Here is a 24843-nt window from a genome sequence, read left to right on the forward strand (position 1 = left end):
TCCGTCTGCGGTGAGCGACACGCGCCGCGGTGGCGCACTCGTGCACACGCGGCCGATGCGTCGGCGGTGAAGCCGAGCGGTGAGCAGCGACACATCGCAACGCGCACGGCTTGCGTCGTCTTTCGTTGAAAGTCGACATCCATCCGATCGGTGAGTTGCACGTCATGCCCGCGCACACCGATCGTCGACGCACGATTGCCTCGAAGCGATTGGCGAGATCGGCGAAATGCATCACGCGGTGAAGCACACCGCTGCACGTCGAGACATACGCCGCTTCGCGGGCGCAACAACGCGTCGACCTGTTCGAAACACACAGCTCGACGCGCCATTTCACCTCATCCCGAAAAATCTCACCTTCAGCGGACGACTCCCGAATTTCCTCACCATTGATCTCTGGTGATGCGTTCGCCGGTCCGTTGAACGCGTGCACGCATCACAGCCCGAGATCGGACAACCCCGGATGGTCGTCCGGACGACGGCCGAGCGGCCAGTGATAAAGACGGTCCGCCTCGCGAATCGGCAGATCGTTGATGCTCGCGTGACGATGCGCCATCAGGCCGTTTTCATCGAACTCCCAGTTCTCGTTGCCGTACGAACGGAACCAGTTGCCCGCATCGTCATGCCACTCGTACGCAAAACGCACCGCGATGCGGTTGCCGCCGAACGCCCACAGCTCCTTGATCAGCCGGTAGTCGAGTTCGCGCGTCCACTTGCGCTGCAGCAGCCCCACGATCTCGTCGCGGCCCGTCACGAACTCCGCGCGATTGCGCCAGCGGCTTTGCGGCGTATAGGCGAGCGACACGCGTTGCGGGTCGCGCGTGTTCCACGCGTCCTCGGCGGCGCGCACCTTCTGGCGCGCCGTTTCGAGCGTGAAAGGCGGAACGGGCGGACGAACTTCGGGGGAAGCGGACATGGGTTGCTCCTGTTCAGGGTTCTGGCCGCGAATGCACGCAGCCGGTTCGGATTCGCTGCGTCGGCTACCGCGATACGGTATCGAGCAGCAGTTCGGCCGTCGCGCGCGCATCGCGCGCGGCGTTTGCATCGCCACTGACGAGCGCCACACCGATCGCGCCGTCGATCAACACGAGCCACTGACGCGCGATGCGTGCGAGCCCGCGGCGCTCGATGCCGGTTTCGTCGGCATGGGCGTCGAAGCGCTCGCGCACGAACGCCAGCAGGCGCGCCTTGTGCATGCGGGCGACGACGCGCACGGGATCGTCGGCGTCGGGTAACTCGCCCGACGCATTCAGGAACGCGCAGCCGTGGAAGTCGGGCTGCCCGAACCAGTCTCGCAGCACGTCGAACATGCCGAGCAGTTGCGCGCGTGGCGCCTTGCCGCGCGCCAGCGTGGCGTCGACGAACCAGCGCATCCAGCGCTCGTCGCGACGCTCGAGCGCGGCGACCACTAGCGCCTCTTTCGATTCGAAATGCGAATAAAAGCTCTTTCGTGCCGCGCCGGATCGCTTGACGATCGCATCGACACCCGTCGCATGGATGCCGCCCGAATAGATCAGCGCTTCGGCCGCATCGAGCAGCCGGTCGCGAACGCCGGGTTCGCCGGAGGAGTCGAGAGGAGTGTTCATGGGTTTACGGTAGAACGATCGTTCTCCGTCGTCAATACCCTGATGAGAAGGCCCTGCCGGTGGGAGGGCCGAATCGTGCCCGGTGCGTCGACGCGTTGTGTGGAACCTTCAGCTCGACCAGCGCGGATCGAAGGGTGAATGGATCATGTAGTGGTCTGCGCACCGATCAAGGCCGATCGATGTCGATCGCATCGTGCATCAGTGAGTCGCGACGTTGCGTGCGGCTCACGGCCGATGTTCCGGCTCGGCACGATATCGCACACGGCGGCGTGCGAGCGCTCGCACGCCAAGCGAAGCGGGGAGGTACGTGGAAAAGGAGAAACAAGCACCGAATGGCGCGATGGAAAGAAACGACGCGTCCGCCGACTGGTGAAGCGAACATGCAACTGCACCTCACCGACGTGGAATCGTGTGGCGATTCGGCGCGCAAACACGGCTCCCGAATAATCTCACCTCAAGCGTTGAATCGCACTTCCGAGGTTCGACGGTGCGCGTGCAAACGAACGCGGGGCAGGCGGCGAATGCGCCGCGCGGCCCCGTCTCGACACTCGACTCAGACCGTCCAGTCGAGAATCACCTTGCCGCTTTCGCCGGACAGCATCGCGGCGAAGCCTTGCTCGTAGTCGTCGGCTGCGAAGCGATGCGTGATGATCGGCGACAGGTCGAGGCCGCTCTGCAGCATCGCGACCATCTTGTACCAGGTCTCGAACATTTCGCGGCCGTAGATGCCCTTGATCTCGAGCCCCTTGAAGATCACCTGGTTCCAGTCGATCGCCGTCTGCGCGGGCGGGATGCCGAGCAGCGCAACCTTGCCGCCGTGGTTCATCGCCTCGAGCAGGCTCGTGAACGCACTCGGCACGCCGGACATCTCGAGACCGACGTCGAAGCCTTCGGTCATGTGCAGATCGGCCATCACGTCGCGCAGCGACTCGCGCGCGACGTTGACCGCACGCGTCGCACCCATCTTGCGCGCGAGCTCCAGCCGATAGTCGTTGATGTCGGTGATGACGACGTTGCGCGCGCCGACGTGCTTCGCGATCGCGACGGCCATGATGCCGATCGGGCCCGCGCCGGTGATCAGCACGTCTTCCCCGACGAGATTGAACGACAGCGCCGTATGCGTCGCGTTGCCGAACGGATCGAAGATCGACGCGAGATCGTCGGAGATCTCCGGCGGAATCTTGAACGCGTTGAACGCCGGAATCGCCAGGTATTCGGCGAACGCGCCTTCGCGGTTCACGCCGACGCCCACCGTGTTGCGGCACAGATGCCTGCGCCCGGCGCGACAGTTGCGGCAAAAACCGCAGGTGATGTGGCCTTCGCCGGACACGCGATCGCCGATCGCGAAACCGCGCACTTCCTGCCCCATCTCGACGATCTCGCCGACGTATTCGTGGCCGACGTGCATCGGCACCGGAATCGTCTTCTGCGCCCAGTCGTCCCACTTCCAGATATGGATGTCGGTGCCGCAGATCGCCGTACGGCGGATCTTGATCAGCACATCGTTGTGGCCGACTTCGGGGCGCTTCACGCGCGTGAGCGTGAGGCCGGGGCCACGTTCGAGCTTTGCCAGTGCCTTCATGGTCGCGCCTCCGTCAGATGATGCCGAGCGACTTGCCGACGCGCACGAACGCGGCAACCGTCTGGTCGATCTGTTCGGGCGTATGCGCGGCGCTCATCTGCGTGCGGATGCGCGCCCGGCCGCGCGGCACGACGGGGAACGAGAAGCCGATCACGTAGACGCCTTCGCCGAGCAGCTTGTCGGCCATGTTCGTCGCGAGCTGCGCGTCGCCGAGCATCACCGGGATGATCGGATGCGCGCCGGGCACGAGCGTGAAGCCGGCTTCGGTCATCTGTTTGCGGAACCGCGCGCCGTTCTCGCGCACGCGCTCGCGCAGCTTCGCGCCCTCGTCGCTGCCGAGCAGTTCCAGCACCTTCAGCGATGCCGCGGCGATGCTCGGCGTAAGCGTGTTCGAGAACAGATACGGACGCGAGCGCTGGCGCAGCAGCTCGATCACCTCGCGACGCGCGGCGACATAGCCGCCCGAGGCGCCGCCGAGCGCCTTGCCGAGCGTGCCCGTGATGATGTCGATGCGGCCTTCGACGCCGCAGTGCTCGGGCGTGCCGCGGCCGTGCGTGCCGATGAAGCCGACCGCATGCGAATCGTCGACCATAACGAGCGCGCCGTAGCGATCGGCGAGATCGCAGATGCCTTTGAGGTCGGCGATGATGCCGTCCATCGAGAACACGCCGTCGGTCGCGATCAGCTTGTGGCGCGCGCCCGCGGCGTCGGCTTCCTTGAGCTTCGCCTCGAGATCGGAAAGATCGTTGTTCTTGTAGCGCAAACGCTTCGCCTTGCACAGGCGAATGCCGTCGATGATGCTCGCGTGATTGAGCTCGTCGCTGATCACCGCGTCGCTCTCGTCGAGCAGCGTCTCGAACAGCCCGCCGTTCGCGTCGAAGCAGCTCGAATAGAGGATGCTGTCCTCGGTGCCGAGAAACGCGGCCAGCGCGCTTTCCAGTTGCTTGTGGACGGTTTGCGTGCCGCAGATGAAGCGCACCGATGCCATGCCGAAGCCGTCCTGGTCGAGGCCGGCCTTCGCCGCGTCGATCAGGCGCGGATCGTTCGCCAGACCCAGATAATTGTTCGCGCAGAAATTGAGCACGCCGGCGCCGCCGGCGAGCCGCACGGCTGCCGCCTGGGGACTCGCGATCTCGCGCTCGGTCTTGTAAAAACCGTCCGCGCGGATCTGGTCGAGCGTCCCGCGCACCTGGGCGAGAAAGGCATCACGCATCGCAAAGCTCCTGACAGGGATTCGCATTCCGCGGCGCACGGCTCGTGGCGGCGCAACGGCCTGCTACTGTTATAGTCGGTCGTTCGGTTGACCGCATTTATCCAATATTCCGAACTAGAATTCGAAATACCGAACAACTCTAAGCGAACGGAATCCAAATGGCAAGTTCCTCCGGATCGCGGCGCACGCGTGCCGACGCCGCCCCGCAGCCGCCGGCCGCGACCCCGCCGCGCGTGGGCGAGCAAATCCAGCGCCTGCGCAACGAGCGCAAGCTGACGCTCGACGACCTGTCGCGCGCGGCCGGCGTATCGAAATCGATGCTCTCCGAGATCGAACGCGACAAGGCCAACCCGACGATCGCCGTCGCGTGGCGGCTGACGAACGCGCTCGGCATCACGCTCGACGAACTGTTCTCGCAGCCGAAGGCGCCCGAGACGATCCGCGTGGACGGCCCGCACGACATTCCGACGCTCGCCGGCCACGACGGCCGGTACCAGCTGCGCGTATGGGGCCCGATCGACCTCGCCGGCAAGTTCGAGTGGTACGAGCTGACGCTGCCGGGCGGCGGCGCGTTGGTATCGAATGCGCACGAACCTGGCACGCGCGAGCACCTCACCGTGCTGCAGGGCGCGATGGAAATCGAAGCCGCCGCGGCCAGCCGGCGCCTGAAAGCGGGCGACACCGGGCGCTACCCGGCCGACGAGCCGCATGCGATCCGCAATCCCGGCAAGACCGAAGCGCGGGCCTTGTTGATCGTGATACACCGCTGACGGCGCGGATAGTCGGCCAAAAGGACATCGCAGGCCAGTTGCGGAAAGTACTGTATGTTTGTACAGTATACGGACATTCCGCCATGCATGGGCCGGAGCCGGCGCACCGAGGCGCCCCGCCCCGGTCGACAGGAGCCTGCAATGACAGAAGAACAAGATTTGGCCGCGCTCAGCTTCAAGGCTGCCGCGCACGACCTCGAATTGATCGTTCGCCATATCGCCGGGCGCTACATCCGCCAGCGCGTGCCGCTGACGTGGCGCCTGCTGCACGCGATCGAAGCCGAAGCGCTCGCCGATCTCGGCTTTGCCAGCCGGCACGACGCCGGCATGCGTCAATTGTTCGAACGGCCGTCGGACATGGCGTTTCCCGAAACGGACGATCCGATCGACTTCGGGCGCTCGAATGCGTTGCCCGCGGTCTTTTCATTCGCCGTTCTCTCGTATGAAGCCGCGGCAACGACGCACGATACCGCGCGTTCCGAGCGCGCTCACCGCCACTCCAAGGCGTGGGGCGACTGACGGCCCAGCCCCGGCCGCGGCGCACCGCGGCCGGTTTATACGCTTGCTGCCCGATACGTTGCGGAAAGGGCTACCATATACGCAACTAACGGAATTAATATCATGTCCCTCCCCGCCTCTCCCGACACCACCGCCCCGCCGGAAGAAAAGGATCTGTTCGACCGCGACGCGTCCGACTGGGTCGTCTCGCCCGAAGCCGCGTTCGACGCGTGGCTGGCAATGCAGGACTATCGCCGCTCGTCGGCCGATGTCTATCGCGCACAATGGGGCGCGTTTCTCGCGTGGATGCGAGCACATCAAAAGAACCTCGCGACGGTCGATACGCCGACCATCGCAAACTTCGTCGGCGAGTTGCCCATCAAGAAAACGCAGCGGATGCGCTATCTTCGGCTGATCGAACGTGTGCTCGATCATGTCCGCCGCACCGAGTATGCATCGACCAATCCGGCCCGTTTCATTGCTCAGGATGGCGAAGCGAACTGGCGCAAGGCGCGCGACAATGAACCGACCGGTTTCCTCACGCCGGCGGAACGCGCGGCGTTGCTCGCGTATCTGTTTTCGCCGATCGGCGTATCGGGTTCCGCGTACTGGAAGGAGCGTCGCGACCGCGCGCTCGTCGCCGTGTTTCTCGGCGCCGGCATCAAAACCGGCGAAGCGCGCGCACTTACGATTAGTTGCATCAATACAAGCGGCACGTCGCTGCGGATCGAGTCGACGCATCCGGATTACGCGCGCGAAACCCATTTGGCCTCGTTCGCGATCGCATTGCTCGAAGCCTGGCTCACCGAACGCAAACGCCAGGAGATTCCGGGAGTGCTCGTCTTCCCCGCATCGCACGCCGGGCGGCCGATGCACAAGGCGACGATGCTGCGCGCGATCGACGCGATCGTCGAATCGGCCGGGCTCACGTCGTCACGCACCGCGCGTGCAAGCCCGCAAACATTGCGCAATACCTACGCGGCCGAATTGTTCGAGCACGACGTGCCGCCCGAGCGCGTCGGCAAATGGCTGGGCTTCATGCGGCCGATCTCGTCGAATCGCCTGCATCGCGCCTGGAAAAACTGGCGCGACGGGCTGGCCGACAGCAACGGTGACGCGGCCGACCGCAACGAAACTCACTGATCGGGAAATGGCTGCTCACGCGAAACGATCCGTGAGTGGCCTTGCGTGGCGCAGCCTCACCGTTTCACAGCTCCTGAAAAACCTCACCTCAAGCTTCCCGGATCCTCTCACCTGTGCGGCGCCCCCGACCGCCGGGTCAGGTATGCGCAAAACGCGCGACGGCTTCGAAGCGGGACGGCCATGCGCCCGACGCGTGCTCGCACTCGGGGCACGTGACTTCAAAACCCTCATCGCCATGTGACAGTTCCGGTTCGCCATCGCAATGCGGGCACTGGGCCGGCGCCGGAATCTCGTCATCCAGCGAGGCGCCGATCGCGGCATACGCGTCCGCATCCAGTTGTCCGGCGTCGGCCAGACGCCGCAGCAGCGCGGCGATTTCCGGATTCATTCCGCGGTTCGCGCGCAACGAACTCATGTCGCGCGTTGCGCGCGCCAGTTCATCGCTCTGGGTGCGCAACTGTTCTTCGAGCCGGTCGGCGCGCGCCTTGGCCGAACTCAATTGCTGCAGGAAATCGAACTCCTTGCGCTGAACGTCGCGCAACCCGCTCTGGTAGGTCGACGCCATGCTGCGCAACGAGTCCAGTTCGACCAGCATCGGCTTGACGCGGCGTTCGGCTTCGGCGACAGCATCCTTGATTTGCTGCGCGTAATGCTCGGTGCGCTGCTGCAATTCGGCTTGCAGCGCGTCGATGCGGTCGCGCAGCGCGGCGTTCTGTGCCTGTTCGGCATCGATCCGGCCGGCAGCCGCGGCCAGTTCCTTTTCCAGTCGGGTGACTGTGGTGAGCAATGTGGCTTCGCTTGCCGAACCGTGCGTGGTCTGCGATGCGAGCTGAACCTCGAGTTCGGTCACCCGCGCCTGCAATTGCTCGTTTCTCGCTTCACCGCGCGCGAGCGCGCCCTCGAGCGTTTCCTGGCGGACGGTTGCGTCGCGCAACCGCTGCTCGGCGGCGGCCATGTCGGCGCGAACCTGTTCCCGATCCCCATCGAGGCTGTCGCGCGCGGCTTTCAATGCCTCTTCATAGAGTGCGCCGAGCAACGCGCCGGCCTTTTCCTCGACGGCTTTCGGGATCGCCGCGCCGTCGAGCCTGATCTTGGAGGCGGAGCGGATGCGTTCCCAGAAATGGTCGATGTCTTTCGGGATGTCGCTGGCGCTACCGGTCTGGGTGAGATCGCGGACGTTGGCGGCCGACGGCCGGATACCGAGATCGAAGAACAAGCGCTTGCACGCATGCAGCGACAACTCCTGGCGCCGTGCACCGCTTGCGCGCAGCGATTCCAGTTCGTCCCGAATGACTTGACGCATTTCGTCCAGGGTCATGGCAACACTCACAGACAATGAAGTGTGGCAATCATAACGAAATACGTATTTATTGATACTTGTTTCGAGGGTCCGTTGTGAATTTACGTCGTTTCGCACAGAAATCGGCTCTGTGCGCCGATCCTGTTGAAGGTAGCCTGGAATTTCGTGAAACAAAGCGAAGAAAGCCAGCCAAGTCCTTGTACTACAAGCGATTTTCGGCGCGCCCCGATTTTGGGCATTTGTTTCACATGACGACGAATCCGGTTGGCTGTCGGTGTTCAGGGGTTGAGGTGTCTGTGGAAAACTCGTCAGCCCGATGTCTTGAGAGTATTAGAAGTAAACACCCTTGAACCCTTAGTTAAAAACGTTAACGCCACGGCACAGCCTTATGCTGCAAGGCTTTCCGGCCGACAAGGTGAAGTTTTACGGGAGCCAAGGTGATCTTCTACGGGAGCTTACGTGATGGGGTTCAGGGAGCTGCGTGAGCCGTTGCAGGAAGGGTCGTGAGCGGATTCGGGATCACAGTAAAACACGAGCTTTCCCACAGGTGAGGGTTTTCGGGGCCGCACAGCCACGGAACCCGCGCAGTGCCTAGCTGCACAGTTTTCTGCCTGTGCAGACATAGGTGAGAACCTGCGGGACCTGCTTCGTGCCCCGATTCTGCCCATCTTTTGGGCATATTTGGCGAAAGGTGAGGTTTCACGGGACTCCACGCGAATTTGCTGTGAGGATTTCCGGGAGGCGAAGGCCATTTTGCACAGCAAAAGTGCTCGGCGGGGCCTGTGATGCCCCAAAGGTGAGGCTTTTCGGGAGGGAAATCCGGGTTTTCCTGCCCCGATCCCTCTAAGGTGAGCTTTTTCGGGGCATGGATCACAGGCCGTGACCTCGCTCACAGGTGAGGCTTTTCGGGATCTATATTTGCCTAAAAAATGGTCAAAGGTGAGGTTTTTCGGGACCTGCGACCGGTCGAATTCGCCGAAAAGCCCGCCTGGACTGGAAGAAATCTCGTTTTTGCTGTGCCACCTTTTGGCACAGGTGAGAATTTTCGGGGGCCGACATACGGTTGTCGTATGAAGGATTTGGCTCGAAAGGTGAGGCTTTTCAGGGGATCTCCGCGATGCACAGCCAAATGCCTTCTATGCATAAGTATCGGAAGAGATTGGGATTTTTGATACCGCGGCGGTTACGGTGAGGTTTTTCGGGAGCCGTTTCCGTGCCCGCTGCTGTGCCGCATTTTTTCGGCAAGGTGAGCGTTTTCGGGAGTTGTTGGCAGCCAGTCCCGCGTCGTGTCGGGCCTTCGTCGGCATCCGGACGAATCAACATGCTGTGCCTGAGGTGAGCATTTTCGGGAACGGACGCGATTCGGGCGCTGTACAATGCGCGCCCGGGCTGGCCAAGCACCCGCTGATCGGGCCGCACGCGCCGGTTTCGACGGCGGTTTTCCACGTGTCGAAGCCGAACCGCTCATCGGGCGAGCCGTGCCTGTACATGCATACAGGCCGATGGATGATGCTCGCGGAGGGACGGTGAGGTGCAATCGCGAGCCTGTGTCGAACTCACGGCTGCGAAGTCGCAAAATTACGACAAATCGAAAGGTGAGCCGATACGGGAGCCAATTTCGCACGTGTCGTGCACAGGTGAAATTCTGTGAATCGGCGCATGCCGCGGCACGTCTGGAAGAGTCCGGAACGCCGCACGGGCGGACCGGTGAGCGTTTTCGGGAGTGGTTCGGGTGAGTGCCGTTTTGCCGACGCGCTTCACCGGCTATGGTGAGCATGTCGTTCTGGACGCACATCACCGCAGGCGCTATCCTTCCGGAAACTTCTCCTCCGACCCGACGTATGGCCACGACGAAGCGCGCCAAGAAAACCGATGTGGATGTGGTGAGTGCCAGTTCAGCCGAATTGCGAAAGGCCGTCGAGGCGATCGCCATTCAGCCGAAGAGCGGCAAGATCACGCTCCTCACTCGCAAGCTGTTCAATGTCCTGCTGGCCGTCGCGCAGCAGGCCGACGATTCGGGCGACACGTACCGCGCGCTGCTGTCGGACATCGTCGCCAACTCCGCTTTCGATTCGAACGACACCGCGTTGGTGAAGGAACACCTGCGCCGCATGGTGTCGGTGCAGGTCGAATGGAGCACGGGGACCTCGAGCCAGAAACCGGGCCGCAAGTGGGGGATTTCCACGCTGATCGCCGATGCGGAAATTCTCGAGGATCCGAACACCCGCCGCGTGTGGGTCGAATTCTCGTTCGCACCGAAGATCAAGAAGAAACTGCTCGACCCGGTCCAGTATGCGCGCCTGAGCCTGCAGTTCCAGAGCCAGCTGCGCAGCAGCGCCGGTCTCGCGCTGTACGAGATCTGCGTGCGCTACCTGACGAATCCGAGCCACCTGACGATGCGCGAGCCGTGGGAGTGGTGGCGGCCGATCCTGTCGGGCACGCCCGACACGGAAGCCGGCGACGAAGCGAAGCGCGAGTACAAGTACTTCAAGCGCGACTACCTGCGGCCCGCGATCGCGGAAGTCAACGCGGTCACCAACATCTTCGTCGAGCTGATCGAGCATCGCGAAGGACGTCGGGTTGCCGAGATCCAGTTCCGCGTGACCGAGCGCAAGCAACCGATGCTCGCGCTCGACGAACACCCGAACGTGTTCGACAGCACGCTGGTCGACCGGATGGTGAAGCTCGGGATCCCGCTGAAGGAAGCGCAGACGCTCTATGCGGACAGCGAGGAAAACCGGATTCGCGCCGCACTGCAGATGACCGAGCAGCGGATGCGCAGCACGACGCTGCCGCCGGTGCGCAGCGCGCCGGCACTGTTCAAGGATGCGCTGAAGAAGGGGTATGCGCCGCCGGTCGAGTCGGTCGACGCGCTGCCGGCCGGCATGCCGTCCGCGAAGGTCGCGGCTGCGCAGCCGGACGATTTGAAGGCCCGCTTGCTGAGCGAGTTCTCGGCGTTCCGCCGCAAGGAAGCGAAGGTGCTGTACGAAGAGCAGGGCGACGCGGAGCGCGAAGTGGCGCGCGAGTCGTTCGAATCGGAGGCATTGCCGACGATGGGCTCGCATCTGCGCGACGACTGGCGCAAGCGCGGCCTCGATTCCAAGCTGGCCGAGACGGCCTTTTTCGACTGGCTGGCCCAGAAGACCTGGGGCGAGCCGACGGACGGCGATCTGCTGTCGTTCACGCTGAACCAGTCGCGGGCCGCTTGAGGCCCGCTCAGGCCCGCTGACGGGCCGCCGCCGGTCCCCGACCCTGGTCGGGCGGGACCGGCGTCCTCACTAGGCCCTGCCGGCCGCTTCCATCACTCCGACAACAGCATCCGCTCGAGCTGCTCGAGGATCGCGTCACGCTTGTCCTTCGGGAGGCCGCGCAGGCGCAGTTCGATGCGATCTTCGCCATACGACTTCAGGTCGCCGACCGACTTGCCGCCGAGCTTGATCTCGAGACGCTGCGCATAGCGCTGACGGCCCGCGGCCTTCGGCGTCTCCTGCGCCGCGACGCGGCCCTTGACGATGTCCGATACCTGACGCGTGCTGAGATCGTCCGACACGATCTTGTTGATCAGCCGCAGCGTCGCCTCGGTGCCGCGCGCGTTGTGATAGCGGCCGACCTGATACGCCATGTTCGACCCGAAGCGATCAGGGCGCGCGACCATTTCCTGCATGATCGCTTCCGGCAACTTGCCGATCGACAGCGCGACGGCCACCGTCGACTCGTCGAGACCGAGATGCTCGGAGAGTTCTTTCTGGCTCTGGAAATGCTTGTCGTCGAGGAAGCGGCGCCACACGACGGCGTTGTCGAACACCGTCTGCGAATCGCGCTGAACGTTGAGATCGTAACCGAGCTTGTAGCTCTGGATGCCGATCGGCACGTCGATCACGATTGCCTTGACCGACTCCTTGTTCGCTTCCTTCAGCGCCCGCACGCGACGGCCACCGTCGCTGACGAAATACGTGCCCGGGTTGTCGTAATCCGGAATCACGTGGATCGCCTGCTGCTGCCCCTGCTTCGCGAGGTTGACCGCGAGTTCGGCAATCGACGATTTCAGATAGAAGTGCCGCGGGTTGAACGGGCTGTGCTTGATGGCCTTCAGCGGCAGCTCGATCACCTGCCCCGGCGCATAGCGATTCTCGAGACGCCATGCGCGATATTGCTGCGATTCGTCGATCGACGGATCGATCGTGAATTCCGGAGCAGGCGGCGGTGCGATGTCTTTCTTCGCGGATTTGGTCGGCGCCGGCGCCGGCGTCTCGGACTTGACGATGCCGTCGATCGCATTGAGCCGATCAAGCGCCGTGCGCTTCTCGCTCGTCGTGATATCCGGGCGCGCTTGGAATCCTTTGGCAAATTGGGAAGGTTTCATGTGACTCCTTTATGCGCATAAAGTCAGGGCAGCATGGCGACGATTTCGTCGGCACATGCGCGGATTTCGGCGGCGGCCAGCTTGCCGCCGCGATCGTTCATCTGCAGTACGGTCTGACCGAGCGCCATTGCCTGCTTGTACGCTTCCCGAGTCGGAATCTGCGTCTTCAGCAGCGGGAAGCCGAGTTCCTCGAGTGCACGCTTGAGCTCGCGGGTCAGCATGCGCTTCTCTTCGGTCTTGTTCAGCAGGAAGACCGCGCGGAGGTCTTCGTTCATCACCTGCGCCTGCTGAATCAGTTTGACCAGCCCGACGCTCGACCAGTAATCGGCCGGCGACGACGATGTCGGGATCACGGCAATCGATGCGGCCAGCAGGACGACGCCGGAGACTTTCTCGGTGATCGATGGCGGGCAGTCCACGACGATGATGTCGTAGTCGTTGATGAATTTCTTGATCTCGCGATGGATCTGGCCGTCGGCTTCGGCGAGGTTGACGACCGGAAACGGGATGCCGTTGTCGCTGTCGCCGGATGCGCTCGACCAGTGAACCAGCGTGTTTTGACGGTCTGCGTCGATGACGAGGACGCGCTTCCCTTTTTCATGGAACGCGGCGCCGAGATGCATGGCAATCGTGCTTTTGCCGACGCCACCTTTTTGTTGAGTGACTGCAATGATTTCCGCGGCCAATTTTCACTCCTGTTTGGGTCGTTGGAATTCTACAGGACGATATTTGAATTTCAATGAAATTGTTATTCGCCAACTACGCATTGGCCATTCGGACTATCGGTTTATGCGCATAAACGAGGTGGCGGAGATGAGAGGCGCGTTTGGGCGGTGTATTGGAGATGCGAGGCGCTGATCCGGCGGTTGGGTCGCTCCACGGTTGGGTCCGCACCTCTACAGCGTCGGAGGGCTGTTCCTCGCAGAGATGTCTCGGTGCGCTGCCCTTTCGCTGGACGAACTGCGGCGCCGGCGAGCCGGGAGTTTGTGCGCATAAAGTCTGCGGAGGCCGCGGCGGGCAACTCCGTCGCTTGAGCACCCGGCACTCGCGAGTGAGAGGAGCGACTTGCGAGCCCGAGTGGGACGCGTGTCCACGAGCTGCATCGTCGAGCGGAAAGACGCGCATCGCAGCGGCGCCTGTCGGGCCGCCTCGTTTATGCGCATAAACCGGACGCGATGATCGCCCGTAATGAAGGACCGCAGGGAGCAACCTCGCCTGCGTCAGGCGCGTGATGATGTCGTGGCGGGACAGCCTATCGATCGATACGGCGATTGTCCGGTGTACCGTCTCGCGTCGACATGCGTCCACACCCTGAGTCGCGCAATATCTCGCTCGACGATCACGGGCCTTATGCGCATAGACCACCTGCCTTGCCTCGCCACCATGCATCCCTTTCCACGGGAGCCCTCACGAAGCATGGATTGGGCTACCGGCGGTTTCTGGTCCCGCGAAGCAGGCCGCCCAACTTTATGCGCATAAACACGACCGCCCTTAGAGGTATCTCCCCGGCCACCAGGCCCGCCTCTCTCCCGATCACGGCGCATCGCTAAACCGAACCGTCTCAGCGACCTCTCGACAAGAAAGCCACCAGATCAGGTCAAACCACCCCATCGAGCCCTCGATGCAGACTAGCTACAATACAAGGCTCCACCATCCACGCTTGAATGATGACCACGATCTACCACAACCCCCGATGCTCGAAGTCCCGCGAAACGCTGGCCTTGGTCGAGTCGCTGAATACCGCCGGCGCGCCGCTGAATGTCGTCGAGTACCTGAAGACGCCGCCGACGGTCGAAGAACTGGAAACGCTGCACCGGCAGCTCGGCCGTCCGGTTCGCGACATGCTGCGCGACGGCGAGGAGCCGTACAAGACGTTGAACCTGGCCCGCGCGGATTTGACCGACGCCGAAGCCTACGCGGCGATCGCCGCTCATCCAATTCTGCTGCAACGCCCCATCGTCGTGTATCGAGGCAAGGCGGCCATCGGTCGCCCGCCTGAGTCGGTGAAGGCATTGTTCGAATAATTCTTGACCGGCGTATTTTTCTTATTGCATCAGCGTTGGCCCAGCCGAGCCCGGCAAACGCAGCGGCAATCCAGGCCGACGCAATCGCCGGGCAGCCCTGCTCGCCGCCACCGGAACGATACGTCGACACCGCGCCGCCTAGCCTCCACCGCGCGGCGACCCATCATCATCGTCCGGGCCACGCCCCGCCGCCGCTTTCGCGGCCGTCCGCAACAGCGCGATCTGTCCGCGATACGCGCGGCATCCGCTGCACGCCGGCAAATGCACGCGCACCTGCAGGCGCTCGTGCAGCGTCAGATGCCGGTCGAGCGCATCCGACAGCAGTCGTGTCACGTCAGTACATTTCCCCGGCAGCATCTTCGGTCGTCAGTCCTTTTTCGCTCAGGCAGGTTCGCAGGCGCGTGCGCGCCCGGTACAGCAGCACGCTGCAGTGATTCGTCGTCAGCGTCAACTCGCTGCAGATGTCTGCAATCTCGACGTCGAGGAATTCGCGCATCATGAACACGCGTCCGATCTGCTCCGGCAGATGGTCGAGGCAGACCTGGAACAGCATCCAGAACTGCTGTTGCTGCAACAGCGTTTCGGGCTTCGGCCACGGTCGCGGTTTCGCATGCGCGGTCCAGTGTCCGTTGTCCTTGAACAGTTCGCGATCGAGTACGGATTCGCCGTCGAGCTCCGCATCGAGCGCGGTCAGGCTCACCATCCGCTGCCGTGCGCGCAGCACGTCGATCAGCTTGTTGCGCAGGATGCCGAATACCCAGGTCTTGTGGGCCGACAGCCCCGCGAAATCGCCGGCGTGCGACCACGCGGCGGCCAGCGCTTCCTGCACGGCGTCTTCGGCCGCGTCGGCATCGCGGAGCTGGAGTCGCGCGAAGCGCAGCAGGTCGCGCCGCAGTTGCGTGAGATAGGCGGGGTCGTCGTGTGCGGACGGCATGTCTGGATGGCAGTGTCTCGAAGCGATCGCGCGTGCGTCACGGAGGGGGCGCGTCGCGGTGCGAGCAGCTTACTGGGCGCGGTGCCGGCCTGCAATGCAATGTTCCGTCACGAATTCGCTAAACAGGCCGGTGCGCTGCGCTATCCTTGCCGAACCGCCGTCTCGCGCGTCGAGGCCGCCGCGCGGCGGGCAATCTGTAACGTCAGAACATAACGGTCGAGTTATCCACAATTTCTGTGGAAAACCTTGTGGAAAGTCGGCCGGACGGCCCCGTGGGACGGCTCGCGGGCTGGCTTGCCTATAAACAGACCTTTGTCGCCCATTCGGAAGCAATCGATCCGATTCCTCACTCACCGGAAGGAGAATGCCATGTCCTATCGTATTGCGGTCGTCGTCGGCAGCCTGCGTCGCGCTTCGACGAACCGCGCGCTCGCGCACGCCGTGACCTCGCTCGCCCCCGCCGATTTTTCGTTCGAGTTCGTCGAGATCGGCGAGCTGCCGCTGTACAGCCAGGACTACGACGCGGATTTCCCCGACGTCGCCAAACGCTTCAAGCAGTCGATCGAAGCCGCCGACGCGCTGCTGTTCGTCACGCCCGAGTACAACCGCTCGATTCCGGGCGTGCTGAAGAATGCGCTGGACTGGGGTTCGCGCCCATGGGGTTCCAACTCGTGGGCGGGCAAGCCGGGCGCGGTGCTCGGCACGTCGCCGGGCGCAGTGGGTACCGCGCTCGCGCAGCAGCACCTGCGCAACGTGCTCGCGTACCTCGACGTGAAGACGCTCGGTCAGCCCGAGATGTTCATCAAGCACGATCCGGCGCGCATCGACGACCAGGGGCAGATCGTCAGCGAAGACACTCGCAAGTTCCTGCAGGGCTTCGTCGATCGTTATGCGGGCTGGGTTCGCCTGCTGAAATCGGCCTGACGTCCGTCGGCTCGATCGCCGCGCCCGTTCACGCCGTCGCGCCGGTGCCGGCCCGCACGCAGCGGGTCACGCGCCGGTGTGGCGTGCGTCGCGCGCTTCGCGGATGCCCAGCAGGATCTCGTCGAGCAGCGCGATGTCGAACGGCTTCGACAGCACGCGGACGTTGACGGTGCGCGTCCGGTCGAGCTCCTCCGCGTAACCCGTGACGAGAATCACGGGCAGCTTCCCGGGTCGCTTTTCGACCGCTTCGGCCAGGTCGATGCCGTTCAGGCGGCCCGGCATGTGGATGTCGGAAATCACGAGATCGAACGCGTCGTTCGCCGCGGCGCCTTCGATCAGGCGCAACGCGTCATCGGCGGTGGGCGCATAGGTCACGCGATGACCGAGCAGCGACAGCAGCGCTTCCGTGCCGGCCGCGACTTCGCCGTTGTCCTCGACGAGCAGCACGTGCAAGCCCGCGAGCGCGCCGCCACCCGCATCGTGCGCGCCGGCCGCGGGCCGCGCGACGACATCCTCGGCGCGCGCGCGCGGCAGGTACAGACGCACCGACGTACCCGCGCCGACCGCGCTGTCGATCGTCGCGAGGCCGCCCGAGCGTTCGCAGAACGCGAATACCTGCGGCAGGCCGAGCCCCGTCCCCATCCCCTGCGCCTTCGTCGTGAACAGCGGTTCGAATGCGCGGGCGAGCACGTCGGGCGCCATGCCCGAACCCGTGTCGTCGAGCGAGATCTGCACGAAATCGCCGGTCAGCGGAAAGCCGTCCTCGCGGCGCAGCGTGACGTTGCGCGCGCCGACCGTGAAGCGTCCGCCGGTCGCCATCGCATCGCGCGCGTTGACCGCGAGGTTGATCACCGCGAGCTCGAGCTCCGCGACATCGACGCGGATCGGCCAGACGCCCGGCTCGATCGCGACGACCAGCGACGACTTCGATCCGAGCGACGTCTTCAGCAGCTCGCGGCACGTGCCGACCCATTGCCCGACGTCGATCGTCTCGTTGTGCAGCGGCTGCTTGCGCGCGACGCCGAGCAGCTGGCGCGTAAGCGACTGCCCGTTCTTCAGCGCGCGTTCGATCGCGCCGAGCTCCTTGTCGAGATGCTGCACGCCGCGCCGCCGCGCGATCTGCACGTTGCTCGAGATGATCATCAGCAGATTGTTGAAGTCGTGCGCGACGCTGCCGACGAGATTGCCGAGCGCCTGCATCTTGCGCGACTGCCGGTACGCCGATTCGATCGAGCGCCGCATCGACGCTTCGGCCTGCCAGCGGTCCCACGCTTGCTCTTCCGCCTTCAGCCGCTTGAGCGATAGCCAGATCACCGACCACAGCGCGACCGACGGCGCGAACATCGAGATGAACAGCACGCTCAGGTGTTCGTACCATTCATGCCAGATCGCCGACGTGCGGTACGCGCAGCTCACGTAGACGGGATAGCTGCCGACCTGGCGATACGCGACGATCTCGCTCGCGCCGTCGTGGCGCACGCGCACGACGCCCGCGCGCGGATCGTTGCGCGCATCGCCGAACGTGACCGAGCGATCGGTGTGCGCAAGCGACGGCGGCGGCGGATACGACGCGATCACCGCGCCGTCGGAGCGCGCGAGCGCCATCGTCATCGGCGTGCTCGCGCCGCCGAGCAGGTCGCGGTAGAACGCGTTGAAATACGACGACTTCAGCGCGATCGACACCATGCCGGCGAACGAACCGTCGCTATGGCGTCGCGCGACGCCCGTGTTGAACACGGGAATGTTCTCGAGCTTGAGCGGCCCCATCATCAGCCGCGAGATGTGTTCGATGACCTTGCCGTCGCGGATGCCGGCGAAGTCGTCGCGGTTCACGATCGACGCATACGGCGCCGGATAGTAGAGGCTGTTGGCGAGCAGCATCCCGCTCGCGCCGAAGATCGACACGGCCGCCACCTGCGGATAGCCGCCGCCGATCGTGTTCAGCGCTTCGTGGATGTCGGACTCCTTGCTGCGCACGGTCGCGTCGTCCATGTCCTGCACGAGATCGACGATGCGCGCATCGAGCGTTTCGCTCAGGTCGAACACCTTGAGCGCGTGCTCCTCGGCGACGCGCACCGTGCGCATCGTCACGTCGCTCGCGGCGGCCTCGCGCGCCTTCAGGTCGTTGTACGCCATCACCACCACGTAGATGCACGGCAGCACGATGGCCGCGACGAGCAGCACGATCAGCGTCACGCGGCGCACCGCGAAATCGTGCTCGGGTGCGCCGGACGCGTAGCTGCCGTCGTCCTGCCAGTCGTCGGCGGGAGGGTGGGCGGGGGCTTGGGGGGCGTCAGGCCGTTCGGACGTCATCGAGGAATACGGGTGAAGCAGAGGTGCCTGCCATCATAAACGAGTTGCGGCGGCCCGCCGTGCGGCACCGTACGCACGCGATTCCGTCGAATCCGGCCGACGGAAACCGTCAGATTGAAAACGCGACGAATCCGGCAGCGCAAACGTACACAAGGAAAAATTTTGCGTACTTATCTCGAAAATGGTCGCGACTGTTTTCGGAATGGCCCGCAATCGAATCGATTCTGTTCGAAATGGTGAAAATGGCGAGTTGCATCGCCTCCGGTTTACTCCGAGAATCGCGCCTTGCTTTCCCTATGACAGATACATGCGCCCGCCGGCGATTGCCGCGCGGTGCGTCGCGCGCACCTGCGTCGCGGCGCCCGTGCGCGGCCGCAAGGCGGTTGCCCCGCGCCCGAAACGCATGGCACTAAAGAAATGCGCCGCGCGGTCGTTAACGCGAGAGAGACCATTCCGTATACAGCATCGCCCCATGCCTTTGCCGATTGTAATTGCCGACGATTCGCTGCTCGCTCGCAAACTTCTGACAAAGGCGCTGCCGGGAGATTGGGACGTTGACGTCGCGTATGCAGCGAATGGTCGCGAGGCCTTGGCGCTCTATCGTGACGGCAAAGCTTCCGTGATGTTTCTGGACCTGACGATGCCCGACATGAGCGGATATCAGGTCCTGGAAACACTGCGCCACGAAGATCTGAACACGTTCGTGATCGTGGTATCCGCCGATATCCAGCCGCAGGCGCAAGCACGCGTGCGCGAATTGGGCGCGATCGCATTCGTTGCCAAGCCCGTGACGTCGGAGGCATTGCTGCCCATTCTCAAGGAGTATGGGTTGTATGCCTGAATCGGTGTTCACGGCGGAGCAACGCGACGCGTTGCAGGAAATCGCCAACCTTGCAATGGGCCGCGCCGCCGCGCGGCTTGCGTTGCTGCTCGGGCACTTCATCGAGCTGTCGGTGCCGCGCGTGCGCGTCGTGAAAGCGGCCGACGCGGGCGACGCGATGCGCGAGATGACGGGTATCCACGACAACGTGACCGCCGTGCGCCAGGGCTTCCGTTCCGACATCAAGGGCGAGGCGATCGTGCTGTGCCGCACGGCGGGCGTCGCGCGGCTCATGTCGGTCGTCGACCGCACGTTCGGCGACGGCGTGTACGCCGGGATGGCGACGCCGGACGAGCTCGTGTTCGACGTCGCGAACGTGCTGATGGGCGCCTGCGTCGCGTCGATCCTCGACGAACTCGGCCGCAAGCCCGTGTTCTTTCCGCCGGGGCTGCTCGGCGCGAACGTGTCGTTCGACGACGTCTTCCAGCCGAACGAGCTGGGGTGGAGCGTCGCGCTGCTGCTCGAGGTGAACTTCGGGCTCGAGGACCACACGTTCCGCGCGCATTTCGTGATGTTGATGGCCGAGGATTCGATCCGGCTGATGGGCGACGCGCTCGACGCGTTGCTGTCCGCGCTATGACGGCCGCCGCTCCGTCGCTGAGCGACCTCGTGATCGAGCGGGTCGGCTTCGGCCTGTTCGTGCTCGACCGTTCGATGACCGTACTGATGTGGAACCGCTTCATGCAGGACCACAGCGGCATCCCGGCCGCCGACGTGATCGGCCGCAACCTGTTCGACCGCTTTCCGGACCTGCCGCGCGCGTGGCTGTCGCGCAAGCTCGAGAGCGTGTTTCAGCTCGGCAGCTTCGCGTTCAGCTCGTGGGAGCAGCGGCCCTATCTGTTCCGCTTCGAGCACGACCGGCCGATCACGGGCGGCGTCGACTACATGCAGCAGGACTGCACGTTCATGCCGCTCACGCGCGGCCGCGACGTCGAGGCCGTGTGCGTGACGATCTCGGACGTCACGCATGTGAGCGTGATGCAAAGAGAGCGCGAGGAAGCGGTCGCGAAGCTGCGCGAACACGCGAATCGCGACGGGCTGACCGGCATCGCGAACCGGCGCTTCTTCGAGGCGCGCCTCGGCGACGAATTCTCGCGCTGGCAGCGCTACGGCGGCGACCTGTCGGTGCTGCTGTTCGATCTCGACCACTTCAAGACGATCAACGACCGCTTCGGGCATGCGGCCGGCGACGCGGTGCTGCGCGAGACGGCGCGCCGGGTCGCGTCGATCGTGCGCGCGCAGGATACGTTCGGCCGTTTCGGCGGCGAGGAATTCGCGCTGCTGCTGCCGTGCACGAATCTCGACGAGGCGATGCGGGTGGCCGACAAGGTGCGCGAGGCGATCGGCAGCGTGCCGGTCGATGCCGAGGGCGTCAGCGTGCCGGTCACGGCGAGCGTCGGCGGCGCGTGCGCGAAAGCCGGCGCGCTGACCTGCGACGTGCTCGTCAACGAGGCCGACGCCGCGCTCTATCGTGCGAAGCGGCTCGGGCGCGATCGGTCGGTCGCGTCCGACTGACCGACCGCGCCGCCGCGTTCAGCTTTTCGCGATGTCGGCGAGCACGCCGGCCAGCACGGCCGGCTGCGACACGAACGGCGAGTGGCTGCTGTCGAGCTGATGCACGTGGGTCGGGTTGCCGGGCGCGAGCGCGTCGGCTTCGTCGATGAAGCGCTGCTGCAGCGCGGGCAGGATCACGCGATCCTGCAGGCACTTGATGTAGTGACGGTCGATCGCGCCCCAGCGTGCGGCGGTCGTCGGGATCGCGGTCGCGAACGGCGTGGCCGGCACGTCGCAGCTCATCAGGTTGGCGACCGCGTCGAAGTCGGCCTGCGGCACGTCTTCATACAGCGCGCGCTTCATCAGTTCGCGATAGGCGGCGTCGCCGCTGTGCGGATCGATGCGCAGCGCACCGGCCACGCGCGGGCTCGCGAGCATGAGCGGGAGCAGCTCGCCCTTGTTTTCCGGCGCGCGCACGTAGTCGAGGCCCGGCACGCCCGACGCGGGCATGAAGGCCGCGAGATAGACGAGCTTCGCGATCTTCTCCGGCGCGCGTTCGGCGGCCGCCGTGATCGCAAGGCCGCCCATGCTGTGCCCGACCAGCACGACCTTGCCGCGGCCGAGCGCGTACGCGTCGTCGACGGCCTGCATCACCTGCGTCGCGTAGTCGTCGAGCGTCGTGTTCGCGACCGGCGACGGCTCGGCGCCGAACGCGTCCTTGTCGAGCGGCCGGGCGAGATACGACGCGGGAAAGCGGGCATGGATGCCATGCGCGGGCAGGTCGCGCGCGATCGACAGGTAGCCGCGCGCGGCGAGCGCGGCCGCCACGTGCGCGTAGCACCACGCGCCATGCCACGCGCCGTGCACGAGCACGAAAACGGGATGATCCGGCTGCGGGGTGGCGGTGTCGTTCGTCTCCATGGTGTCCGTATTTTTTTCGAGAAAGGTGTCATCTTAGACGAACCCGCCGGCCGCGAGACGCGATCGCGCCGCGCGTTTCTCGACCTGCAACGAACGGCCCCTTTGTGTCGCGCAGGCCACATTTCGTCCGGATCCGATTTGAATTTGTGCCGAAGCGCGCTAATTTGTTGTTTTGCCTGCGATTGCGTCCATGAACGTCGACTATCTCTTCTACCGGAAGCCGAATAAACCCGGCCCCTATTCGCTCGACGACCTGGGCGACGTCGCGCCGCCGATCGGCCCGGGCGCCCAGGTGCGCGCGGGCATCGCGCGCGTGTTCGAACAGATCGACTGGCAGGAATCGCCCGACGTGCCGGGCGCGTGGTTCGGTACGGGCGGCGCGGTTTTCCAGTTCACCGCCGAGCCCGACGGCCGCGTGACGAGCTTCATGGGCTCGCGCCTCGAGCGCCGCTCGATGCTGCAGCTCACGCGCGAAATGGGGCTCATCGCGCTCGATCTGCAGCGCGACATCGTCTACGGCTGACGCGCTTTCGGGCGGCCGTGCGCGCAGGCCGGCCGTATCAGCCTCCCGGTGGCGCCCGATGCCCCGCCGCACATGGCGCGTGTCCGCCATCGAACTTCAAAGATTGCTATACTTTCGCCCAATTCCGGCTTCCGGCCGGTAATTTGTGCCTGTCTGCGTCGATCGTTCGCATATCTCGCACGCATTTGACGCCCTGACCATCCCAGCCGGGCATGGCTTCTTCAATCGCCCCGCGTGGGTGTCTCCGTGGAGCTCGTCTTGGCCGTTTCCCATTCCGTCGTGGACGAACAAGAAACCGACGCCGCTGCCGTCACATCGGGCAGCTCCTTCTATCTGGCGATGCGCATCCTGCCGGCCGCGCAGCGCGAGGCGATGTTCCAGGTCTACGCGTTTTGCCGCGCGGTCGACGACATCGCCGACAGCGACCTGCCGCGCGCCGAGCGTAACGCGGGCCTCGATCGCTGGCGCGCGGACATCGACGCATGCTTCGCCGGCCGCCCGCCGCGCCACCTGGCCGCGCTCGATCGCGAGATCCGCGCGTTCGACCTGCAGCGCGCCGATTTCCACGCGATGATCGACGGGATGGCGATGGACGCGGCGGAAGACATCTGCGCGCCCGACGAGCCGACGCTCGACCTCTTCTGCGATCGCGTGGCGAGCGCGGCCGGCCGGCTGTCGGTGAGGATTTTCGGGATGCCGGAAGCCGAAGGGATCACGCTGTCGCACCACCTCGGCCGCGCGCTGCAACTGACGAACATCCTGCGCGACATCGACGACGACGCGGCGATCAACCGGTGCTACCTGCCGCGCGAACTGCTCGCGCGCGAAGGCATCGCGATTACCGATCCCGCGACGATCGTGCGCGATCCGGCGCTGCCGCGCGTGTGCGCGACGCTCGTCGAGCGCGCGCTCGAGCACTTCCGTCAGGCCGACGCGGTGATGGACACCTGCCCGCGTGCGCAGGTGAAGGCGCCGCGCATCATGTCGGGCGCGTATCGCTGCATTCTCGAGGCCGCGATCGCACGCGGCTTTGCCGCGCCGCGCGCGCTGCTGCGTAAGCCGAAGGCGCGCATGCTGATGATCGCCGCGCGCTACGCGCTGTTCTGAGTCACCGACGCGATGCCCAGAACCGTCCACGTGATCGGCGCAGGACTCGCGGGCCTGTCGGCCGCGGTCGAGCTGCAACGCCGCGGGCGGCGCATCGTGCTGCACGACGCGCACGCACACGCGGGCGGCCGCTGCCGCTCGTGGTTCGACGGGACGCTGAACACGACGCTCGACAGCGGGCTGCACACGGTTTTCGCGGGACAGCCCGCGACGCAGCGCTACCTGCGCGCGATCGGCGCGGCCGATCAGCTCGCGGGGCCCGCGCTGGCTGAATTCCCGGTCGTGGACGTCGCGTCGCAGCAGCGCTGGACGCTGCGTTTCGGCAACGGCCGCTGGCCGTCGTGGCTGTTCGATGCCGCGTCGCGCGCGCCGGGCACGACGCCGCTCGACTACCTCGCGCTCGCCCCGCTCGCGTTCGCGCGCACGGGCCGCTCGCTCGCGCAGACGATGCGATGCGACGGCGTGCTGTGGGATCGCTGGCTGCGACCGTTTTTCCTCGGGGTGCTGAACATCGAGCCGCGCCATGCGAGCGCCGAGCTCGCGCGCGCCGCGCTGTGCGGCACGTTTGCCGCGGGCGGCCCCGGTTGCCGTCCGCTCGTCGCGCGCCGCGGGCTCGGCAGCGCGTTCGTCGAACCGGCGCTGCGGATGCTGCAGTACGGCGGCGCGCAGATCTGCCTGAATTCGCGGCTCGACGCGTTCGAATTCGGCGCGCACGGCAATGCGGTGGATGCGGTGTCGGTCGGCGGCGAGCGCATCGATCTCGCGCCGGGCGACGCGGTCGTGCTGGCCGTGCCGCCCGAAGTCGCGCAGCCGCTCGTGCCCGAACTCGTCGCGCCCGACACGTTCAGCGCGGTCGCCACCGCGTATTTCGCGGTCGAAAAGCCGGCCGGCGCTCCGCTGCAGACGAGCGTCGTCAACGGCGTCGTCGATGCGGTGCGGACCGGCGACGGTCTGCTCGCGGCGACGATCCGCGATGCGGGCCGCTGGCTCGACATGCCGCGCGACACGCTCGCGCGGCGCATCTGGGAAGACGTCGCGCGCGTGAGCGGCGCGAACCCGGAAACCATCCCCGCGTGGCAGCTCGTGGTCGAGCCGCGCGCGGGCTTTGCGGCGGTGCCGTCGCAGGAAATGAAACGTCCGGCCGTGCGTACGCGCTGGACCAATCTTGTACTCGCGGGCGACTGGATTGCCACCGGTTTGCCCGCCACGATCGAGGGCGCGATCCGTTCCGGCCAGCTGGCCGCGGACGTGCTCCAGACGCAATAAAGAGA

Annotated in this window: 23 protein-coding genes; 12 read left to right on the forward strand and 11 right to left on the reverse strand. The window is 65.0% G+C overall.

Going from position 1 to position 24843, the window contains the following annotated elements:
- Positions 1–433: 433 nt before the first annotated feature.
- From HWX09_RS13895 to HWX09_RS13910, 4 genes are all read right to left on the reverse strand, one after another.
- Entirely contained in the window at positions 434–913 is a 480-nt protein-coding gene (locus tag HWX09_RS13895; RefSeq protein WP_027781811.1) for a nuclear transport factor 2 family protein, read from the reverse strand.
- Between the two features lie 64 nt (positions 914–977).
- Entirely contained in the window at positions 978–1583 is a 606-nt protein-coding gene (locus tag HWX09_RS13900) for a TetR/AcrR family transcriptional regulator (protein WP_027781810.1), read from the reverse strand.
- A gap of 553 nt (positions 1584–2136) precedes the next feature.
- Positions 2137–3165: an L-threonine 3-dehydrogenase gene (gene tdh, locus HWX09_RS13905; protein WP_006480187.1), complete on the reverse strand. Its 1029-nt coding sequence runs from the start codon at positions 3163–3165 to the stop codon at positions 2137–2139.
- A gap of 13 nt (positions 3166–3178) precedes the next feature.
- Positions 3179–4378 (reverse strand): glycine C-acetyltransferase, encoded by a 1200-nt coding sequence (locus HWX09_RS13910; RefSeq protein WP_027781809.1) that lies wholly within the window; start codon positions 4376–4378, stop codon positions 3179–3181.
- Between the two features lie 158 nt (positions 4379–4536).
- Here HWX09_RS13910 and HWX09_RS13915 point away from each other — a divergent pair, with 158 nt between their 5' ends.
- The 3 genes from HWX09_RS13915 to HWX09_RS13925 all read left to right on the forward strand — a co-directional run bounded on the left by HWX09_RS13915 (position 4537) and on the right by HWX09_RS13925 (position 6789).
- Complete coding sequence (locus HWX09_RS13915; RefSeq protein WP_027781808.1) at positions 4537–5148, forward strand: XRE family transcriptional regulator; 612 nt, start codon at positions 4537–4539, stop codon at positions 5146–5148.
- Between the two features lie 141 nt (positions 5149–5289).
- On the forward strand, positions 5290–5667 hold the full coding sequence (locus HWX09_RS13920; RefSeq protein WP_027781807.1) for a DUF2471 family protein: 378 nt from the start codon (positions 5290–5292) through the stop codon (positions 5665–5667).
- Between the two features lie 102 nt (positions 5668–5769).
- Positions 5770–6789, forward strand: a complete 1020-nt coding sequence (locus HWX09_RS13925) for a tyrosine-type recombinase/integrase (RefSeq protein WP_027781806.1) — start codon at positions 5770–5772, stop codon at positions 6787–6789.
- A gap of 136 nt (positions 6790–6925) precedes the next feature.
- Here HWX09_RS13925 and HWX09_RS13930 read toward each other — a convergent pair whose 3' ends face one another.
- Positions 6926–8107 (reverse strand): DNA-binding protein, encoded by a 1182-nt coding sequence (locus HWX09_RS13930; RefSeq protein WP_027781805.1) that lies wholly within the window; start codon positions 8105–8107, stop codon positions 6926–6928.
- Positions 8108–9930: 1823 nt separating this feature from the next.
- On the opposite strand from HWX09_RS13930, the gene HWX09_RS13935 reads away from it, so the two are divergent.
- Positions 9931–11298 carry a replication initiation protein gene (locus tag HWX09_RS13935; RefSeq protein ID WP_027781803.1) on the forward strand — a complete coding sequence of 456 codons (1368 nt, stop codon included), beginning with the start codon at positions 9931–9933 and terminating at the stop codon, positions 11296–11298.
- 92 nt (positions 11299–11390) lie between these two features.
- Here the strand turns inward: HWX09_RS13935 and HWX09_RS13940 are convergent, their stop codons facing one another.
- Both HWX09_RS13940 and parA read right to left on the reverse strand, forming a co-directional pair.
- Positions 11391–12452, reverse strand: a complete 1062-nt coding sequence (locus HWX09_RS13940; protein ID WP_027781802.1) for a ParB/RepB/Spo0J family partition protein — start codon at positions 12450–12452, stop codon at positions 11391–11393.
- Positions 12453–12475: 23 nt separating this feature from the next.
- The gene (parA, locus tag HWX09_RS13945; protein WP_006480195.1) at positions 12476–13138 is read right to left on the reverse strand and encodes a ParA family partition ATPase; all 663 of its coding nucleotides are present in this window, start codon (positions 13136–13138) and stop codon (positions 12476–12478) included.
- Between the two features lie 981 nt (positions 13139–14119).
- Here parA and arsC point away from each other — a divergent pair.
- Positions 14120–14476, forward strand: a complete 357-nt coding sequence (gene arsC / locus HWX09_RS13950) for an arsenate reductase (glutaredoxin) (RefSeq protein WP_027781801.1) — start codon at positions 14120–14122, stop codon at positions 14474–14476.
- 138 nt (positions 14477–14614) lie between these two features.
- Here the strand turns inward: arsC and HWX09_RS13955 are convergent, their stop codons facing one another.
- Together HWX09_RS13955 and HWX09_RS13960 are read right to left on the reverse strand one after the other, a co-directional pair.
- Complete coding sequence (locus tag HWX09_RS13955; protein WP_027781800.1) at positions 14615–14833, reverse strand: zf-HC2 domain-containing protein; 219 nt, start codon at positions 14831–14833, stop codon at positions 14615–14617.
- On the reverse strand, positions 14811–15410 hold the full coding sequence (locus HWX09_RS13960) for an RNA polymerase factor sigma-70 (protein ID WP_027781799.1): 600 nt from the start codon (positions 15408–15410) through the stop codon (positions 14811–14813). The genes HWX09_RS13955 and HWX09_RS13960 overlap by 23 nt, the downstream gene beginning before the upstream one ends.
- A 369-nt stretch (positions 15411–15779) precedes the next feature.
- On the opposite strand from HWX09_RS13960, the gene HWX09_RS13965 reads away from it, so the two are divergent.
- Positions 15780–16334: an NAD(P)H-dependent oxidoreductase gene (locus HWX09_RS13965; protein WP_027781798.1), complete on the forward strand. Its 555-nt coding sequence runs from the start codon at positions 15780–15782 to the stop codon at positions 16332–16334.
- A gap of 66 nt (positions 16335–16400) precedes the next feature.
- On the opposite strand, the gene HWX09_RS13970 is transcribed toward HWX09_RS13965, so the two are convergent.
- Positions 16401–18647: a hybrid sensor histidine kinase/response regulator gene (locus HWX09_RS13970; RefSeq protein ID WP_027781797.1), complete on the reverse strand. Its 2247-nt coding sequence runs from the start codon at positions 18645–18647 to the stop codon at positions 16401–16403.
- A gap of 472 nt (positions 18648–19119) precedes the next feature.
- Here HWX09_RS13970 and HWX09_RS13975 point away from each other — a divergent pair, with 472 nt between their 5' ends.
- Genes HWX09_RS13975 through HWX09_RS13985 form a run of 3 tightly spaced genes read left to right on the forward strand, consistent with a single transcriptional unit; the run spans position 19120 to position 21042 of the window.
- Positions 19120–19488 (forward strand): response regulator, encoded by a 369-nt coding sequence (locus HWX09_RS13975; RefSeq protein ID WP_011548759.1) that lies wholly within the window; start codon positions 19120–19122, stop codon positions 19486–19488.
- On the forward strand, positions 19481–20107 hold the full coding sequence (locus HWX09_RS13980; protein WP_027781796.1) for a chemotaxis protein CheC: 627 nt from the start codon (positions 19481–19483) through the stop codon (positions 20105–20107). The genes HWX09_RS13975 and HWX09_RS13980 overlap by 8 nt, the downstream gene beginning before the upstream one ends.
- Complete coding sequence (locus HWX09_RS13985; RefSeq protein ID WP_027781795.1) at positions 20104–21042, forward strand: diguanylate cyclase; 939 nt, start codon at positions 20104–20106, stop codon at positions 21040–21042. The genes HWX09_RS13980 and HWX09_RS13985 overlap by 4 nt, the downstream gene beginning before the upstream one ends.
- Before the next feature lie 18 nt (positions 21043–21060).
- Here the strand turns inward: HWX09_RS13985 and HWX09_RS13990 are convergent, their stop codons facing one another.
- Positions 21061–21942 (reverse strand): alpha/beta fold hydrolase, encoded by an 882-nt coding sequence (locus tag HWX09_RS13990; protein ID WP_027781794.1) that lies wholly within the window; start codon positions 21940–21942, stop codon positions 21061–21063.
- Positions 21943–22132: 190 nt separating this feature from the next.
- Between HWX09_RS13990 and HWX09_RS13995 the strand changes: the two genes are divergently transcribed.
- The 3 genes from HWX09_RS13995 to hpnE all read left to right on the forward strand — a co-directional run bounded on the left by HWX09_RS13995 (position 22133) and on the right by hpnE (position 24838).
- Positions 22133–22465 carry a hypothetical protein gene (locus HWX09_RS13995; protein WP_027781793.1) on the forward strand — a complete coding sequence of 111 codons (333 nt, stop codon included), beginning with the start codon at positions 22133–22135 and terminating at the stop codon, positions 22463–22465.
- A 258-nt stretch (positions 22466–22723) separates the two neighbouring features.
- On the forward strand, positions 22724–23572 hold the full coding sequence (hpnD, locus tag HWX09_RS14000) for a presqualene diphosphate synthase HpnD (RefSeq protein WP_027781792.1): 849 nt from the start codon (positions 22724–22726) through the stop codon (positions 23570–23572).
- A gap of 12 nt (positions 23573–23584) precedes the next feature.
- On the forward strand, positions 23585–24838 hold the full coding sequence (hpnE, locus tag HWX09_RS14005) for a hydroxysqualene dehydroxylase HpnE (protein WP_027781791.1): 1254 nt from the start codon (positions 23585–23587) through the stop codon (positions 24836–24838).
- The last annotated feature ends 5 nt before the right edge of the window (positions 24839–24843 follow it).

The sequence above is a fragment of the Burkholderia sp. BCC1208 genome (assembly GCF_902833095.1).
In the GTDB taxonomy this organism is placed as follows: domain Bacteria; phylum Pseudomonadota; class Gammaproteobacteria; order Burkholderiales; family Burkholderiaceae; genus Burkholderia.

Coding starts and splice junctions, on each gene's coding strand:
- HWX09_RS13895 (WP_027781811.1), bottom strand. CDS start 913: ATGTCCGCTTCCCCCGAAGTTCGTCCGCCCGTTCCGCCTTTCACGCTC.
- HWX09_RS13900 (WP_027781810.1), bottom strand. CDS start 1,583: ATGAACACTCCTCTCGACTCCTCCGGCGAACCCGGCGTTCGCGACCGG.
- tdh (WP_006480187.1), bottom strand. CDS start 3,165: ATGAAGGCACTGGCAAAGCTCGAACGTGGCCCCGGCCTCACGCTCACG.
- HWX09_RS13910 (WP_027781809.1), bottom strand. CDS start 4,378: ATGCGTGATGCCTTTCTCGCCCAGGTGCGCGGGACGCTCGACCAGATC.
- HWX09_RS13915 (WP_027781808.1), top strand. CDS start 4,537: ATGGCAAGTTCCTCCGGATCGCGGCGCACGCGTGCCGACGCCGCCCCG.
- HWX09_RS13920 (WP_027781807.1), top strand. CDS start 5,290: ATGACAGAAGAACAAGATTTGGCCGCGCTCAGCTTCAAGGCTGCCGCG.
- HWX09_RS13925 (WP_027781806.1), top strand. CDS start 5,770: ATGTCCCTCCCCGCCTCTCCCGACACCACCGCCCCGCCGGAAGAAAAG.
- HWX09_RS13930 (WP_027781805.1), bottom strand. CDS start 8,107: ATGACCCTGGACGAAATGCGTCAAGTCATTCGGGACGAACTGGAATCG.
- HWX09_RS13935 (WP_027781803.1), top strand. CDS start 9,931: ATGGCCACGACGAAGCGCGCCAAGAAAACCGATGTGGATGTGGTGAGT.
- HWX09_RS13940 (WP_027781802.1), bottom strand. CDS start 12,452: ATGAAACCTTCCCAATTTGCCAAAGGATTCCAAGCGCGCCCGGATATC.
- arsC (WP_027781801.1), top strand. CDS start 14,120: ATGACCACGATCTACCACAACCCCCGATGCTCGAAGTCCCGCGAAACG.
- HWX09_RS13955 (WP_027781800.1), bottom strand. CDS start 14,833: ATGCTGCCGGGGAAATGTACTGACGTGACACGACTGCTGTCGGATGCG.
- HWX09_RS13960 (WP_027781799.1), bottom strand. CDS start 15,410: ATGCCGTCCGCACACGACGACCCCGCCTATCTCACGCAACTGCGGCGC.
- HWX09_RS13965 (WP_027781798.1), top strand. CDS start 15,780: ATGTCCTATCGTATTGCGGTCGTCGTCGGCAGCCTGCGTCGCGCTTCG.
- HWX09_RS13970 (WP_027781797.1), bottom strand. CDS start 18,647: ATGACGTCCGAACGGCCTGACGCCCCCCAAGCCCCCGCCCACCCTCCC.
- HWX09_RS13975 (WP_011548759.1), top strand. CDS start 19,120: ATGCCTTTGCCGATTGTAATTGCCGACGATTCGCTGCTCGCTCGCAAA.
- HWX09_RS13980 (WP_027781796.1), top strand. CDS start 19,481: ATGCCTGAATCGGTGTTCACGGCGGAGCAACGCGACGCGTTGCAGGAA.
- HWX09_RS13985 (WP_027781795.1), top strand. CDS start 20,104: ATGACGGCCGCCGCTCCGTCGCTGAGCGACCTCGTGATCGAGCGGGTC.
- HWX09_RS13990 (WP_027781794.1), bottom strand. CDS start 21,942: ATGGAGACGAACGACACCGCCACCCCGCAGCCGGATCATCCCGTTTTC.
- HWX09_RS13995 (WP_027781793.1), top strand. CDS start 22,133: ATGAACGTCGACTATCTCTTCTACCGGAAGCCGAATAAACCCGGCCCC.
- hpnE (WP_027781791.1), top strand. CDS start 23,585: ATGCCCAGAACCGTCCACGTGATCGGCGCAGGACTCGCGGGCCTGTCG.